We start from the raw sequence: 13,055 nt of genomic DNA, 5'->3' as shown, positions 1-13,055 counted from the left end.
TACCCAACGGGCCGAGCCACCTGGCTGCACCACCTGGCCGAAGCACCTCATGCACCATACTCTGACGCAGACCTATCCACCCTTGCGCACCACCATGCCACACACCATCCACCACCGGGAACTGGACGCGAAAGGCGCGTTCTACATCGAACACAACGGCCAGCGCCTGGCCGAAATGACCTACAGCCGCACCAACGCCACAATGGTCATCGTGGACCACACCGAAGTGGACACTTCGCTCAGCGGCCAGGGCGTAGGGCGCGCGCTGCTCAGCGCGCTGGTGCAATGGGCCAGGACCACAAACACCAAGGTGGTCCCGCTGTGCCCGTTTGCCAAGGCGCAGTTCGACAAGGACGGGTCTTTGCGGGACGTACTGGTGTAAACAGGCCCGCTGACAGCGGTGCCCGCCAGGGGCGATCAGTTTCTGGCGATGGCAAAGAACGCTATTCGCCATGGATGGCCAGCACAAACCGCGGGTATTGGTGGTGGAGTTGCTCCTACCGGGACAGCCCAAGCCGCTGAAGACACCAAGCGCCTTCAGGTAGAAAATCCCGTCATGAATCAAAGCGTCATTTACGCCCTGGGCGCAGCGGTGCTCTTCGGCGCCAGCACCCCATTTGCCAAGCTGCTGACGGGCGACCTGCCACCGGTGCTGCTGGCAGGCCTTCTGTATCTGGGCAGCGGCCTGGGACTGGCCCTGGTGCGTGTGGTCCGCGATAGCGGGCTCAAGCCCTCTGGCATTCCCTTGAATGAATGGCCCTGGCTCCTGGGCGCCGTGCTGTTTGGAGGCGTGATGGGGCCTGTGGCGCTGATGCTGGGACTGCACTCCACCAGCGGCGCCACGGCTTCGCTGCTGTTGAATCTGGAAGCGGTGCTGACCGCAGTCATTGCCTGGTGGGTGTTCAAAGAAAACGCCGACCGGCGCATCGTGGGGGGCATGCTTGCCATCGTGGCGGGAGGCATTGCCCTGGGCTGGCAGACCGGCTCTCCGTGGCAACCCGGCGGCACGGGCTCCTGGCTGGTGGGCTTGGCCTGCTTGTGCTGGGCCATCGACAACAACCTCACACGCAAGGTTTCTGCCTCCGACGCGCTCTTTGTTGCCAGCATCAAGGGCCTGATCGCGGGGTCGGTCAACACCACGCTGGCCATCAGCATGGGCGCCGCCTGGCCTTCGTGGGCCACACTGTCTGCAACGATGGCTGTCGGCCTTTTGGGGTACGGCCTGAGCCTTGTGCTGTTTGTGCTGGCGTTGCGCGGGCTCGGCACAGCCCGCACGGGAGCCTACTTCTCCACCGCGCCCTTCATCGGGGTGGTTGTGTCCTTGTTGGTGTTCTCGGAACCAACGTCATGGGTGTTTTGGATGGCCGCTGCGCTGATGGGCCTGGGGGTGTGGTTGCACCTCACGGAACACCACAGCCACGAGCACCAACACGAAGCGCTGGAACACGAGCACGAACACGAACATGACGAGCACCACCAGCACGCGCATGGCGTAGAGCATCGCGGCAGCGGCAAACACAGCCACCGACACACGCACCTGCCACTGAAGCACGCGCACCCGCACTACCCGGACATCCACCATCGGCATGTGCATTGAGACCGAACACCCGCTTGTGGCGGGGCCGTCCCTTTGCAGGCAGCACGGCATTCGGCGTTAAGCGCCCTCCCCCACAGTCATCACCAAGGCCCCCGCCGTCGGCAAGCCTGCAGGGTGCGCGATCACCGCAGTGCCATCCAGCCCTCCACCTCTCCCACCAAATGCGCCCGGAACACCTCGGCAATCGGTGAAAGCTGCTTGCCCTTGGGCCAGACCAGGTGCCACTGCGACTGGATGGGAAAGCCCTGCACCTTGAGCACGGCAAGCCCCTCGTGGTGCGGCCCCAGGGCGTGGTGGGAGACGATGGAAACGCCCAGCTGGCCCTCCACCGACTCCTTGATCGCTTCGTTGCTACCCAGCTCCAGCACGGCGCTGGGCGCAAAGCCCAGCTGGCGCAGGTGGGCGTCGGTGGCCATGCGAGTGCCTGAACCTTTTTCGCGCAGGATGAAACGCTCGGTCTGCAATTGCGCGAGCTTGACGCGCTTTTTGGCGGCCAGGGGGTGACCTGCGGGAGCGATCACAACCAGCGGGTTGGGCATGAGGATCTGGTCCTCCAGCGGCAAATCCGCAGGCGGCATGGACATGACATAGAGGTCGTCCAGGTTGCTGCGCAGGCGGGTGATGACGTGGTCGCGGTTGAGCACCTCCAGCGAGATATCGATCTGCGGGTGCAGCTTGCAGAAGCTGCCCAGCAGGCGGGGCACAAAGTATTTGGCAGTGCTGACTACGGCCACCTTGAGGCGCCCGCTGGTGAGGCCCTTGGCGCCCGAAACACGCTGTTCGAACGCGTCCCACTCGCCCGCAATGGCGCGCGCAGTGCGGGCCAGGGCGTGCCCTGCCTCGGTGAGGTGCACACGGCGCGAGATGACTTCGTACAGCGGCAGGCCCACGGCCTGGGTCACCTCGCGCAGCTGCATGGACGCGGTGGGTTGGGTGACGTGCATGACCTTGGCGGCGGCACTGACGCTACCCGTCTCGGCCAGCGCCACGAACAGGCGCATCTGGCGAAAGGTGATGTTCATAGATTTTTATCTATAGATAACTGTGTTCGAATCGATTTTACTTTGCAGCCACACCTCCCTAGCATCAGCCCCCAACAAGGAGTTGAATGATGCAAAGCTTGCTGGACCCTGCGATTTTGTTTTTTGCCCTGGGGGTGTTTGCGGGCCTGGTCCGATCCAATCTGGAGATGCCGGCGGCGATCTCGAAGTTCTTGTCCATCTACCTGCTGATGGCGCTGGGCCTCAAGGGCGGGTTTGCCTTGGCGGCTTCAGGCCTGACACCCAGTGTGGCCAGCAGTCTGGGGCTGGCGGTGCTCCTGGCCGTGGTGGTGCCGCTGGTGGGCTATGCGCTGCTACGGCGGGTGCTGTCGGGCTTTAACGCAGCGGCGGTCGCAGCCACCTACGGGTCGGTCAGCGCGGTGACCTTTGTGACGGCCACACAGTACCTGGAGTCACAGCACATTGCCTACGGCGGCTACATGGCGGCAGCCATGGCGCTGATGGAGTCGCCCGCCATCATCCTGGCGGTGATGCTGGCCAATGCGATGCGGCAGCGGCAGTCGGTGGCAGTCACCACATCAAGCACCCTCCTGCGCGTGCAACCCGTGGTGGCCATGGCGTCGGCAGGTGGGCCCTCACTGGATGGAGGCAGCACAGGCGGCGCACCTGGCAAGCCAGGGCCCCACCTGTCGGTGGGCAAGATCCTGCACGAGTCGTTCACCGACGGCACCCAGTTGCTGCTGCTGGGCGCCATGGTGATCGGCATGGTGACTGGCGATGCCGGCAAGGCGGCGATGCAACCGTTCTCGGGCGATCTGTTCAAGGGCATGCTGTGCCTGTTCTTGCTGGACATGGGCCTGTCCACCGCGCGCAACCTGCCTGCAGTGCGCAAGCAATCGCCGTGGCTGCTGGCCTATGCGGTGCTGGGGCCGCTGACGCATGCCAGCCTGGCCCTGGCGCTGGCCTGGCTGCTGCAGGTGCCCACGGGGGATGCAGTGCTGCTCATGGTGCTGGCTGCCAGCGCGTCGTACATCGCGGTGCCTGCTGTAGTGCGCTATGCCATCCCCGAAGCCGACCCGTCGCTGTACGTTAGCCTCTCGCTGGGGGTGACGTTTCCGTTGAACATCCTGGTGGGCATTCCGCTGTACACGCAGGTGGTGCAGCGGGTGTGGGGGGGCTGACGAGGCAACGCACTACGGGTAGGGGCGCTCGGTGCGCGGTGCGCGGTGCACGGTGCACGGGTACGGGAACGGGAACGGGAACGGGAACGGGATCTAGAAGAGGCTGCCCTGCCCTTTCAGCAGCCCCGGCCTGAACTGCCCAAGGTCCAGCCCCTCGCGCTCCCGGTTGAGCCCCAGGCGGCGGCAGGTGTTGGCAAAGCGCTGGCGCAGCAAATCTGCCCAGAGCCCGCTGCCCTTCATGCGGGTGGCGAAGTCGCTGTCATAGGTCTTGCCTGCCGCGCGCTGGGCCCCGGTCAGGTGGTGCAGGTCTTGCACCCGGGCCATGACGCGTGACGCGCGCTGCGGGTAGTGCACGGCGAGCCACTCTCGAAACAACGCATCCAGCTCCCACGGCAGGCGCAGCACGGTGTAGAACGCGGTGCGCGCACCGGCGTCGCGTGCGGCCTCCAGCACGTGCTCCATATCTTCGGTGATGAACGGGATCTGGGGCGCCACGCTCACGCCCACAGGCACGCCGGCGTCGGCCAATGCGCGGATGGTCCGCAGCCGCCGGTGGGGTGCTGCAGCGCGCGGCTCCATGCGGCGGGCCAACACTGCATCAAGCGTAGTGATCGTGACGTATACAGCCGCCAGACGCTGCTCCGCCAGCGGAGTGAGCAGGTCGAGGTCGCGCTCCACGCCACTGGATTTGGTGATCAGCGAAAACGGGTGGCGAGCCTCCCGCATCACCTCGATCACGCTGCGCGTGAGTTTCAGGTCGCGCTCTACGGGTTGGTAGCAGTCGGTGGCGGAGCCGATGTTGAGCAAGCGCGGCACGTAACGCGGCTGCGCAAGCTCTTGACGCAAAACCTGCGCAATATTGTGCTTGGCCACGATCTGCGTCTCAAAGTCGAGCCCGGGCGAAAAATTGAGGTAGCTGTGCGTGGGCCGCGCATAGCAGTAGATGCAGCCGTGCTCGCAACCCCGGTAGGGGTTGACCGAGAGTTCAAAAAAGATGTCTGGCGAGTCGTTAGCACACAGGGCGCTGTGCGCCGTCTCAAAATGCACGCGGGTGGCGGGCGAGGGGCTGACGCAGGCGCCTTCGTCGTTCTCGCCCCATCCATCGCCCTCTCCAGCACCCATGACGTTCGGGCCGTCATCCCACGCCGTCCCCGTGCCGCCATGCCCCAGGCCCTCTGCCCTGCCAAGGCGCTGCGGGTGACTCCACCCATCATCCGCACGTTCGCGCTGGTCTTTGGCAAACCGGTGCGCCATGGCCGTGGCGGCACCGCGCCCACGGATGGCCTGCAGCGGGACGCGGATATCCTGCGGCTGTACGGGCAAATCATCGTCGGGGGCGGGAGGTGGGCTCATGGCGAGCAGGAGATGGAGTGGGATGTGCAGTAAAACTGTTTATTTATACAGTATTTATCCACCGCCGACAAACCGTCCCTCCTACCAAGCCCCAACTCGGTGCAAAACATTGCACCAACTCTTGGCGCGCTTCTTGCTTCATCTTGGTGCAAATCTGTGGCGTCTCATGAAAACGCACCAGAGTCGATCAATCACTATCGCGAGGACGTTATGGAAGCACTCAAACAGGGCACAGATGCCTTGTTCATCTTGCTCGGGGCGATCATGGTGTTGGCCATGCACGCCGGGTTTGCGTTTTTAGAGCTAGGCACAGTCCGCAAAAAGAACCAGGTAAATGCACTGGTCAAGATCCTGGTGGACTTCTCGGTGTCCACCGTGGTGTATTTTGTGGTCGGTTACACCGTGGCCTACGGCACGCATTTCTTCATCGGGGCTGAGTCGCTGGTGCAACAAAGCGGCTATGCGCTGGTCAAGTTCTTCTTCTTGCTCACGTTCGCGGCAGCCATTCCGGCCATTGTGTCGGGCGGCATTGCGGAGCGCGCCAAGTTTTGGCCGCAACTGATCGCAACGGCAGTCATTGTGGGCTTTGTGTACCCGTTTTTTGAGGGTATTGCCTGGAACCAGCATTTTGGCGTGCAGGCCTGGATCAAGGCGCTGACGGGCGAAGAGTTCCACGACTTTGCGGGTTCGGTGGTGGTGCATGCCATGGGTGGCTGGATTGCGTTGCCGGCCGTGGTACTGCTGGGCTCGCGCGCCAACCGCTACCGGAAGGACGGTGCAATCTCGGCCCACCCCCCGTCGAACATCCCGTTTCTGGCGCTGGGCGCCTGGGTGCTGGTGGTGGGCTGGTTCGGCTTCAATGTGATGAGCGCGCAGACCGTGGACAAGCTCTCGGGCCTGGTCGCTGTGAACTCGCTGATGGCCATGGTGGGCGGCACGCTGGCCGCCCTGGTGCTGGGCAAGAACGACCCAGGCTTTGTTCACAACGGCCCGCTGGCGGGCCTGGTGGCGGTGTGTGCGGGATCGGACCTCATGCACCCAATGGGTGCGCTGGTGGTGGGCGCAGTGGCCGGAACCATCTTTGTGCTGATGTTCACCCTGACGCAGAACAAATGGAAGATCGACGATGTGCTGGGCGTGTGGCCGCTGCACGGGCTGTGCGGCACCTGGGGCGGCCTGGCTGCGGGCATCTTTGGCAGCAAGGCACTGGGGGGGCTGGGCGGGGTCAGCCTGTCGGCCCAGCTCATCGGCACAGGCCTGGGCGTGGTGTGGGCCCTGGTGGGGGGTGTGGTGGTGTACGGCATCCTCAAGCAGACGGTGGGCATCCGGCTGACACAGGAAGAAGAGTTTGACGGTGCTGACCTGAGCATTCACAAGATCAGTGCCACGCCTGACCGCGAAGTGAGCTGGTAGCCAGCCAAACCGGCGATGGCCTGGGCCCAGGACCGGGCCTAGGCCATCGCCTTGGCGCGCTGTCCGACATCGCATTGGCTGGAGCGCGGCTATACCTTAGCCCTGCGCCCCAACGGCTCCACGGTCACAATCGCGCCATGCTTTCTTTGCCCTCCCCGCTTCCCACCCTGCCCCAGCGGGCCAGCCCCGGCTGGCTGGGCATGGCACTGGTGGTGATTGCCATGGCCCTTGCAGGCTGCGCGGGCCTGCCCAAGGATGTGGACCGCCCGGTGTCGGCAGCCTGGGCGGCCCCTGGCGATACCCCCCTGGGCCAGCTGGTGGCAGCACGCAGGGCCGCCGATGGGGCGCGGCACGCTTCGGGGTTTGCTCTGCTCAGTGGCCCGCAAGCCGCCTACAGCAGCCGACTGGCACTGGTGGATGCCGCCCAGAAAACCCTGGACCTGCAGTACTACGCAATCCACGCAGACGCCAGCAGCGAACGCCTGCTGCTCAGCGTAGTGACAGCAGCCCAGCGCGGCGTGCGCGTGCGCGTGCTGCTGGACGACTTCCACAGCACCGGGCGTGATGCGCAGGTGATGAGGCTGGCGTTTGTGCCCAACATCGAAATGCGCATGTTCAACCCCCTCACGGGCGCAAGGGGGTCGCCCATCGGCCGCATGCTGGGCCTGCTGGGCGACTTCTCGCGCGTGCAGCAGCGCATGCACAACAAGCTTTTCATTGCCGACAACGCCATGGCCGTGACGGGGGGCCGCAACCTGGGCGACGCCTATTTCGGCAATGCCGACTCGGGCAACTTTGTGGACCTGGACGTGCTGGCTGCAGGTCCCATCGTGCGGGACCTGTCGCGCAGCTTTGACAACTACTGGAACAACGAGCGCGCCTACCCCGTGCAGTCGCTCATCACCCAAAGCGAGCTTGACCACCTGCGCGACAGCATCCGCGCGGCAGACGCGGGGCGGCGAAGCCGCGTTGTCGGCCAGGGCGGCACCACGGCCCCCGACCGCCTGCCGCCCGACATGGGGCCAGGCACTACCGCAGCGCAGCGCGCACGGATCTGGAACTACGAGCCCATGGACCTGGAGCGCACCCCGTTCGTCTGGGCTGCAGCGGCGGTGCTGGTGGACCAGCCTGCCAAGATCCCGGCCGACAGCGCTGGCGCAGGCAACGGGGCCGCGCCGGCCTTGGCACCTCCGTCGCCTGGTCCAGGCACCGGCGCCGCTGCAGGGGCGAGCAGTGGCCCAAAGGCCGCTGCCGCAGCCTTGGTATCGGGCTCCCGCACGGTACCAGCGGCCGACAGCGCCGCTGGCGCCCTACCCCGCGTGCTGCCGGTGGCTGACAGCACCGCCACAGCCGCCAACGGCGCACCACCAGACAGCCCCCGCGCAAGCCCCGAAGCCAGCGAGGCCCAAACCGACACCGTGGTGGACGGGCTGCTGCAGCTGATGGGCCAGGCGCGGCGCGACCTGCTCATCATTTCGCCCTACTTTGTGCCGGGGCCGGATATGGAGGCCGCCTTTGCCGCAGCACGGGCTCGCGGCGTGCGGGTGCGGGTGCTGACCAACTCGCTGGCCTCCAACGACGCGCCCATTGCCCATGCGGGCTACGCGCGCCACCGGCCGCTGCTGCTCGGCATGGGAGTGGAGTTGTACGAGATGCACAGCGAACTGCCGGGTGTGCTGCGCGGCGCCTTGGGAGCATCGGGCAGCATGGGCGGCAGCGCGGGTGCCATGGGTTCACAAGGCAGCTCGCGCGCCATGCTGCATTCCAAGCTGCTGATCGTGGACGGCCGCCTGCTGGCGGTGGGGTCGATGAACCTGGACATGCGCTCTCAGCGGCAGAACACCGAGGTGGCGCTGCTGATTCGCAGTACCGAACTGTCGCGCCGCGCCACCGCACAGATTGAGACAGCGCTGAAAGAAGCCGCCTGGCAGGTGCAGGCCACTGATCAGGGCTTGCGCTGGCGCGCCCCCGAGGGCAGCGGGCTGCCCGATGCCACCACCGAGCCCGATGCCAGCGCCCCGCTGCGGCTGATGCTGCAGCTGCTGGGGCCCCTGGCGCCCGACCACTTGCTGTAGCGGTGGCCTAAGCGCCTTTGGCGCAATGGGCTTGCGCCTGCAAGTCCGCCACCCAAACGGTGATCGCCCGCTGGTCCGTCATGGTACGCACATGCTGGTACGCCACTTCGGCCTCGGCAAACCGGCGGCGCAGCAGGTTGAGCCATTGCTTGAGGCGACCCGCGCGCTGGCGCGGCTCCAGGTCGTTGCACACCAGCTGCCAGAACGCGGCCAGGTGTGGCACGAGATCGGCCCACACCACAGTGTCCGTATCAGGCTGCCCTGCATCGGCAGCACGAATGGCGCGCGCAAGGCCGGGGTCCGCGACAATGCCTCGCCCCAGCATCAGCGCGTCGCAGCCCGACACTTCCCGGCAGCGCTGCGCGTCGGCCACTGTCCAGATCTCGCCATTGGCCACCACCGGGATGGAGACCGCCGCGCGGATGGTGGGGATGTGCTCCCAGTAAGCGGGGGGGCGGTAGCCGTCGGCCTTGGTGCGTGCGTGCACCACCAGCTCGACAGCGCCCCCTGCCTGCATGGCCTGGGCGCATTCGCGCATCAGGTGGGTGTCGTTGAACCCCAGGCGCATCTTGGCCGATACCGGCAGGTGCGCTGGCACGGCGCGGCGTACCGCTGCCACCACCGTAGCAATGCGCTCGGGCTCTTGCAGCAGGGCCGCGCCGCCGCCGTGGCGGTTGACCACCTTGGCCGGGCAACCGAAGTTCAGATCAATCCCCTCGGGGCCCAGCGCAGCCAGGCGTGCAGCGTTCTCGGCCATGCTGACCGGGTCGGACCCCAGCAACTGCGCCCGCACGGGCACACCGGCCAAGGTACGGCTGCCATTGCGCAGCTCGGGCACGTATCGCAGAAACACCTTGTCGGGCAACAGGGTGCCGGTGATGCGGATGAACTCGGACACGCAGCGGTCCACCCCGCCCACGCGGGTCAGCACATCGCGCAACACAAAATCCAGAAGCCCCTCCATCGGGGCGAGCAGCAAGGTCATCTCAGGGGGGCCGGCTCAATGAGCCCGCTCCGAAAAATGGGCTTGCACAGGCACTCAGCAGCAAAAATAAAACAAAAACAGCTCCAAGCGCTAGTGCAATATTCGCCAGCAGCTATCAAACAAGGAGCAATGAAACGGATACCTGGCGCCTGGGGCAGCGCCGGCAAGCCCTCGATTGTGCGGCAAGGGGTCATCACGGCGTCACGCCCGACTGGTGCAATGCCCGCCTCAGACTGCCACGGAGATACCCCATGCTGCTGCAAAAAACCGACAAAGCCCGCCTGGAACTCTCGCCCGGTGTGCGCACCCTGAGCCTGCGCGAACGCTCCCTGCTCCTGCTGGCAGACGGCAAACCGCTGTCAGACCTGCAGGCCATGTACAACGGCATTGGCGCGCAGATTGTCGAGAACCTGATGCGCCAGGGCTACCTGACCGGGCCGGCAGACCTGCCACCCACGCCAGAACCCGCCGCGCCCTCCATCGAACGCCCGGCACCCGGCGAATCCCTGCGGTCGCTGGCCGGTGCGCGCATGTACCTGTTTGACACCTGCGAGCGCCTGTTTGCGCGCCGCGACCCCGTGCTGGCTCAGCATTTCCGCGAGGCGCTGCGCGCTGCCAAGGACCGTACGAGCATGCTGGACGTGGGCGAAGCCATGTTTGAAGAAGTGGCACTCGCTGCAGGTGCCGAGCGTGCTGCCAGCCTGCGCGAGCGGCTGGACCAGCTGCTGCCCGCTAGCCCGACTACTGAAGCCTTTGTCGTTACACAGCCTGCACTGCTGGGTTGAGCAGTTCGACGCAGGTTCAGGCAGCAGCAAGCCGCCACAGGGAGGTGACCTCTGCGGCGCGCGCGGCGTGCAGTGCGTCCTGTCCATCGGCAGCCTTGGCATGCACCGGCTTCACATCGTGGCGACCGCGCACCTCGAGGCCCGCTTCGGCAATCCAGGCCAGCAACTGTTCGCGCGGGCGCAGGCCCAGGTGCTCGGCCAGGTCCGACAGGATCAGCCAGCCCTCGCCGCCGGGCTCCAGGTGCTCAGGCAGCCCCGCCAGAAAACCCTTGAGCATGCGACTGCCTTCGTCGTACACGGCGTGTTCGATGGGCGAGTTGGCGCGCGCCGGCACCCACGGTGGATTGCACACCACCAGCGGCGCCCGGCCCGGTGGAAACAGGTCCGCTTGCTGCAACTCGACACGGTCGAGCAGCTGCAGGCGCTGCAGGTTCTCGCGTGCGCAGGCCAGCGCCCGGGGGTCCTGGTCGGTGGCCACCACACGCTGCACACCTCGGCGTGCCAGCACGGCCGACAACACCCCTGTGCCCACGCCAATATCAAACGCCAGGGCCTTGCTGGGCAAAGGTGCAGCAACCACCAGCCCCACATATTCGCCACGCACCGGCGAGAACACGCCATAGTGCGGATGAATGCGGTTGAGCGGCGGGGCACCCAGCGCAGGGATTTCAACCCCTTTCTTGCGCCACTCGTGCGCGCCCACCAGCCCCAGTAGCTCGCGCAGCGTGGCCACCGAGCGCTCGCCAGTCGCTGGCCCCCAGGCCTCGGTGCAGGCCTGGCGCCAGTCGGGCGCGCGGCGCAGCGCGATGCTGTAGTCGCCCTCCAGCGGAATCAGCACCGACGCCAGCACCCGTGCGCGCTGCGCTTGCGCCTGGCGGTGCAGGTGAAACGCTTCGGCCGCAGTGGCCGCCGCCAGTTTCTGGGACGCCTTTGCAGCCGCCTTGCGGGGCTTCTTGTCGGCCCGGCGCATCAGCGCTTGCAGCAGGTGCCGCGCGTTCTGGAAATCACCCTGCCACAGCAAGCCCGTGCCCTCGCAGGCCATGCGGTAAGCCGTGTCGGCGGCCAGCGTGTCGTCAGCCCCCTCTAACCGGCGCGGTGCCGAGACGCCACTCTCGGAGCGCCACAGGGCTTGCTGGGGCTGGCCCTGGTGGGTCCAGTGGATGGTGGAAGGATTTGTTGGCATCAGAGTCTGACAGTGCCGCGCACAGTCCGTAGTGTGGGAAACAGGCGCGCGGCAGGCCGGGGATGCCGAGCAAGGGCCGCCCCGCAGCGAAGGCATCGCCCCCCTGCCCGCGCAGCGCAGCGAAGCAAGAGCGGAGGGAACGAGCGCAGCGACGCAGGGGGGTGTCGTCGCACTTTATGCGTTGATCGGGCGCTTCAGGCGCACTTCTTCGATCTTCACGCCGCCGATCACGGCCGTCTTGGCAGTGGACAGCTCGCGCTTGAAGCCGGCCAGCTCGTGAAAGCGCAGCGCGCGCTCGTTGCGCAGCGGTACCCAGGCCGTGACGTTGGTGCAGCCTTCTTCTTGCAGGCCGTCACGGGCGGCGTCCCACAGGGCCAGGCCTACGCCCTGGTTCCAATGGGTGGGGGCGGCGTAGATGGCCCAGATTTCACCGGTGGTGGGGCGGGACTTTTCATCGCGCGAGCGGTCGTAGCCGACAAAGCCGACGATCTTCTCGCCATCGACCGCCACCTGGACCTGGGGCTCGCAATATTCAATGGCCTCGCGCCAGTAGGCCTGGCGCTTTTCGACCGACATGGATTTCAACTGCTCGTCTGGCACCAGTCCTTTGTAAGCCTCTTGGGCAGAGACAGTGTGGATCTGGGCAATGGCTTTGGCATCGCGAAGCGTAGCGGGACGAACCTGGATACTTGACATGAAAAAACCGAACGAAAACGGGGAATGAAAAAACAAAAGGACCGGCATTGTCGCCGCAAACGGTTTTTCCTCCCTGACAGGCGGGTAGCGCGGCCCTTTAGGTCACGCCTCCGGGCCTCGCTTTTCGCCCCATCGAGCCCCTGCTCACGCAGGCCTCCAAGCCGCTCCCTCAGGCCATGGCCATGGCGCCCGACAAGGCGCTGCCCGCAGCTGCTGTGGCCGCTACTGCTGCGCGCTGCACCATCGCGCGCTTGTTGCGTGGGCGGGGCACATGCACCGCTGGTGGCGCGCCATTGACAGCCGCGAGGCTGAGCACCAGGGTGACGGTGCGCGAACCGCCGTCGCGGTCTTCGCTGGCATAGGCACGGTAGCTGCCGTTGCCCTGGCCGTGGCTGCGCTGCACCGTATGAAACGCCACCCGTGCACCCGTCACCCGGTGGCCGCCGAAGGGCAGCACCCGCAGGCGTGCATCGCGGTCCAGCGCCAGGCCCATGTTGCCCGGCCGGTTGATGAGGTCGGTGCGGATGGCACGCCAGGTCTGCCCAGCGTCGGCCGAGAACTGCCAGGTGCCGGCCTGGGCGTCCAGGTGCTCGATCACCACGCCCGCTGCTGCCAGCATGTCGGGGCAATGCTCCTGCACGATATGCGCCACGCTGTTGCCCCCCAGGCCCGTGCCCGCATGGGCGGAGGCTGGGGCGACCGCCGGTCGTCGTTGGCTGTGGTGCAGGCCTGCTTCGGAGGTGCTTGCGCCATGGGTGTGTGCATTGATCGTCATGGGAACCCTTT

General features: G+C 66.1%; 12 protein-coding genes. 6 read left to right on the top strand and 6 right to left on the bottom strand.

What is annotated here, in order from left to right:
- Positions 1 to 49 precede the first annotated feature (49 nt).
- Positions 50 to 382: a GNAT family N-acetyltransferase gene (locus AC1Q64_RS02600; protein WP_492250352.1), complete on the top strand. Its 333-nt coding sequence runs from the start codon at positions 50 to 52 to the stop codon at positions 380 to 382.
- A gap of 174 nt (positions 383 to 556) precedes the next feature.
- A complete protein-coding gene (locus AC1Q64_RS02595; RefSeq protein WP_492250351.1) occupies positions 557 to 1,597 on the top strand; it encodes a DMT family transporter in 1,041 nt (346 codons plus the stop codon).
- A gap of 122 nt (positions 1,598 to 1,719) precedes the next feature.
- On the opposite strand, the gene AC1Q64_RS02590 is transcribed toward AC1Q64_RS02595, so the two are convergent.
- Complete coding sequence (locus AC1Q64_RS02590; RefSeq protein WP_492250350.1) at positions 1,720 to 2,619, bottom strand: LysR family transcriptional regulator; 900 nt, start codon at positions 2,617 to 2,619, stop codon at positions 1,720 to 1,722.
- Positions 2,620 to 2,708: 89 nt separating this feature from the next.
- Here AC1Q64_RS02590 and AC1Q64_RS02585 point away from each other — a divergent pair, with 89 nt between their 5' ends.
- Positions 2,709 to 3,779, top strand: coding sequence for a sodium-dependent bicarbonate transport family permease (locus AC1Q64_RS02585; protein WP_492250349.1), 1,071 nt, complete (start codon positions 2,709 to 2,711; stop codon positions 3,777 to 3,779).
- Positions 3,780 to 3,872: 93 nt separating this feature from the next.
- Here the strand turns inward: AC1Q64_RS02585 and AC1Q64_RS02580 are convergent, their stop codons facing one another.
- The gene (locus tag AC1Q64_RS02580) at positions 3,873 to 5,132 is read right to left on the bottom strand and encodes a PA0069 family radical SAM protein (protein ID WP_492250348.1); all 1,260 of its coding nucleotides are present in this window, start codon (positions 5,130 to 5,132) and stop codon (positions 3,873 to 3,875) included.
- A gap of 210 nt (positions 5,133 to 5,342) precedes the next feature.
- On the opposite strand from AC1Q64_RS02580, the gene AC1Q64_RS02575 reads away from it, so the two are divergent.
- A complete protein-coding gene (locus AC1Q64_RS02575) occupies positions 5,343 to 6,545 on the top strand; it encodes an ammonium transporter (RefSeq protein ID WP_492250347.1) in 1,203 nt (400 codons plus the stop codon).
- 137 nt (positions 6,546 to 6,682) lie between these two features.
- The gene (locus tag AC1Q64_RS02570; protein WP_492250346.1) at positions 6,683 to 8,620 is read left to right on the top strand and encodes a phospholipase D family protein; all 1,938 of its coding nucleotides are present in this window, start codon (positions 6,683 to 6,685) and stop codon (positions 8,618 to 8,620) included.
- A 7-nt stretch (positions 8,621 to 8,627) separates the two neighbouring features.
- On the opposite strand, the gene AC1Q64_RS02565 is transcribed toward AC1Q64_RS02570, so the two are convergent.
- Entirely contained in the window at positions 8,628 to 9,605 is a 978-nt protein-coding gene (locus tag AC1Q64_RS02565; protein ID WP_492250345.1) for a tRNA dihydrouridine synthase, read from the bottom strand.
- 251 nt (positions 9,606 to 9,856) lie between these two features.
- Between AC1Q64_RS02565 and AC1Q64_RS02560 the strand changes: the two genes are divergently transcribed.
- The gene (locus tag AC1Q64_RS02560; RefSeq protein WP_492250344.1) at positions 9,857 to 10,390 is read left to right on the top strand and encodes a hypothetical protein; all 534 of its coding nucleotides are present in this window, start codon (positions 9,857 to 9,859) and stop codon (positions 10,388 to 10,390) included.
- Between the two features lie 16 nt (positions 10,391 to 10,406).
- Here AC1Q64_RS02560 and AC1Q64_RS02555 read toward each other — a convergent pair whose 3' ends face one another.
- The 3 genes from AC1Q64_RS02555 to AC1Q64_RS02545 form a co-directional block, all read right to left on the bottom strand.
- Positions 10,407 to 11,573: a methyltransferase gene (locus AC1Q64_RS02555; RefSeq protein ID WP_492250343.1), complete on the bottom strand. Its 1,167-nt coding sequence runs from the start codon at positions 11,571 to 11,573 to the stop codon at positions 10,407 to 10,409.
- Positions 11,574 to 11,747: 174 nt separating this feature from the next.
- Positions 11,748 to 12,269, bottom strand: a complete 522-nt coding sequence (locus AC1Q64_RS02550) for a GNAT family N-acetyltransferase (RefSeq protein ID WP_056065189.1) — start codon at positions 12,267 to 12,269, stop codon at positions 11,748 to 11,750.
- Between the two features lie 169 nt (positions 12,270 to 12,438).
- Entirely contained in the window at positions 12,439 to 13,044 is a 606-nt protein-coding gene (locus AC1Q64_RS02545) for a hypothetical protein (RefSeq protein ID WP_492250342.1), read from the bottom strand.
- Positions 13,045 to 13,055 lie beyond the last annotated feature (11 nt).

It is taken from the genome of Acidovorax sp. GW835-FHT14G06, assembly GCF_058793595.1.
The sequence above is the reverse complement of the archived record's forward strand: the minus strand, read 5'-3'. Positions and strand labels throughout refer to the sequence as shown.

Bases quoted from the DNA above. Each gene is read 5' to 3' on its own strand.
- AC1Q64_RS02575 (WP_492250347.1), top strand. From the start codon at position 5,343: ATGGAAGCACTCAAACAGGGCACAGATGCCTTGTTCATCTTGCTCGGG.
- AC1Q64_RS02600 (WP_492250352.1), top strand. From the start codon at position 50: ATGCACCATACTCTGACGCAGACCTATCCACCCTTGCGCACCACCATG.
- AC1Q64_RS02560 (WP_492250344.1), top strand. From the start codon at position 9,857: ATGCTGCTGCAAAAAACCGACAAAGCCCGCCTGGAACTCTCGCCCGGT.
- AC1Q64_RS02565 (WP_492250345.1), bottom strand. From the start codon at position 9,605: ATGACCTTGCTGCTCGCCCCGATGGAGGGGCTTCTGGATTTTGTGTTG.
- AC1Q64_RS02585 (WP_492250349.1), top strand. From the start codon at position 2,709: ATGCAAAGCTTGCTGGACCCTGCGATTTTGTTTTTTGCCCTGGGGGTG.
- AC1Q64_RS02590 (WP_492250350.1), bottom strand. From the start codon at position 2,619: ATGAACATCACCTTTCGCCAGATGCGCCTGTTCGTGGCGCTGGCCGAG.
- AC1Q64_RS02550 (WP_056065189.1), bottom strand. From the start codon at position 12,269: ATGTCAAGTATCCAGGTTCGTCCCGCTACGCTTCGCGATGCCAAAGCC.
- AC1Q64_RS02555 (WP_492250343.1), bottom strand. From the start codon at position 11,573: ATGCCAACAAATCCTTCCACCATCCACTGGACCCACCAGGGCCAGCCC.
- AC1Q64_RS02595 (WP_492250351.1), top strand. From the start codon at position 557: ATGAATCAAAGCGTCATTTACGCCCTGGGCGCAGCGGTGCTCTTCGGC.
- AC1Q64_RS02570 (WP_492250346.1), top strand. From the start codon at position 6,683: ATGCTTTCTTTGCCCTCCCCGCTTCCCACCCTGCCCCAGCGGGCCAGC.
- AC1Q64_RS02580 (WP_492250348.1), bottom strand. From the start codon at position 5,132: ATGAGCCCACCTCCCGCCCCCGACGATGATTTGCCCGTACAGCCGCAG.
- AC1Q64_RS02545 (WP_492250342.1), bottom strand. From the start codon at position 13,044: ATGACGATCAATGCACACACCCATGGCGCAAGCACCTCCGAAGCAGGC.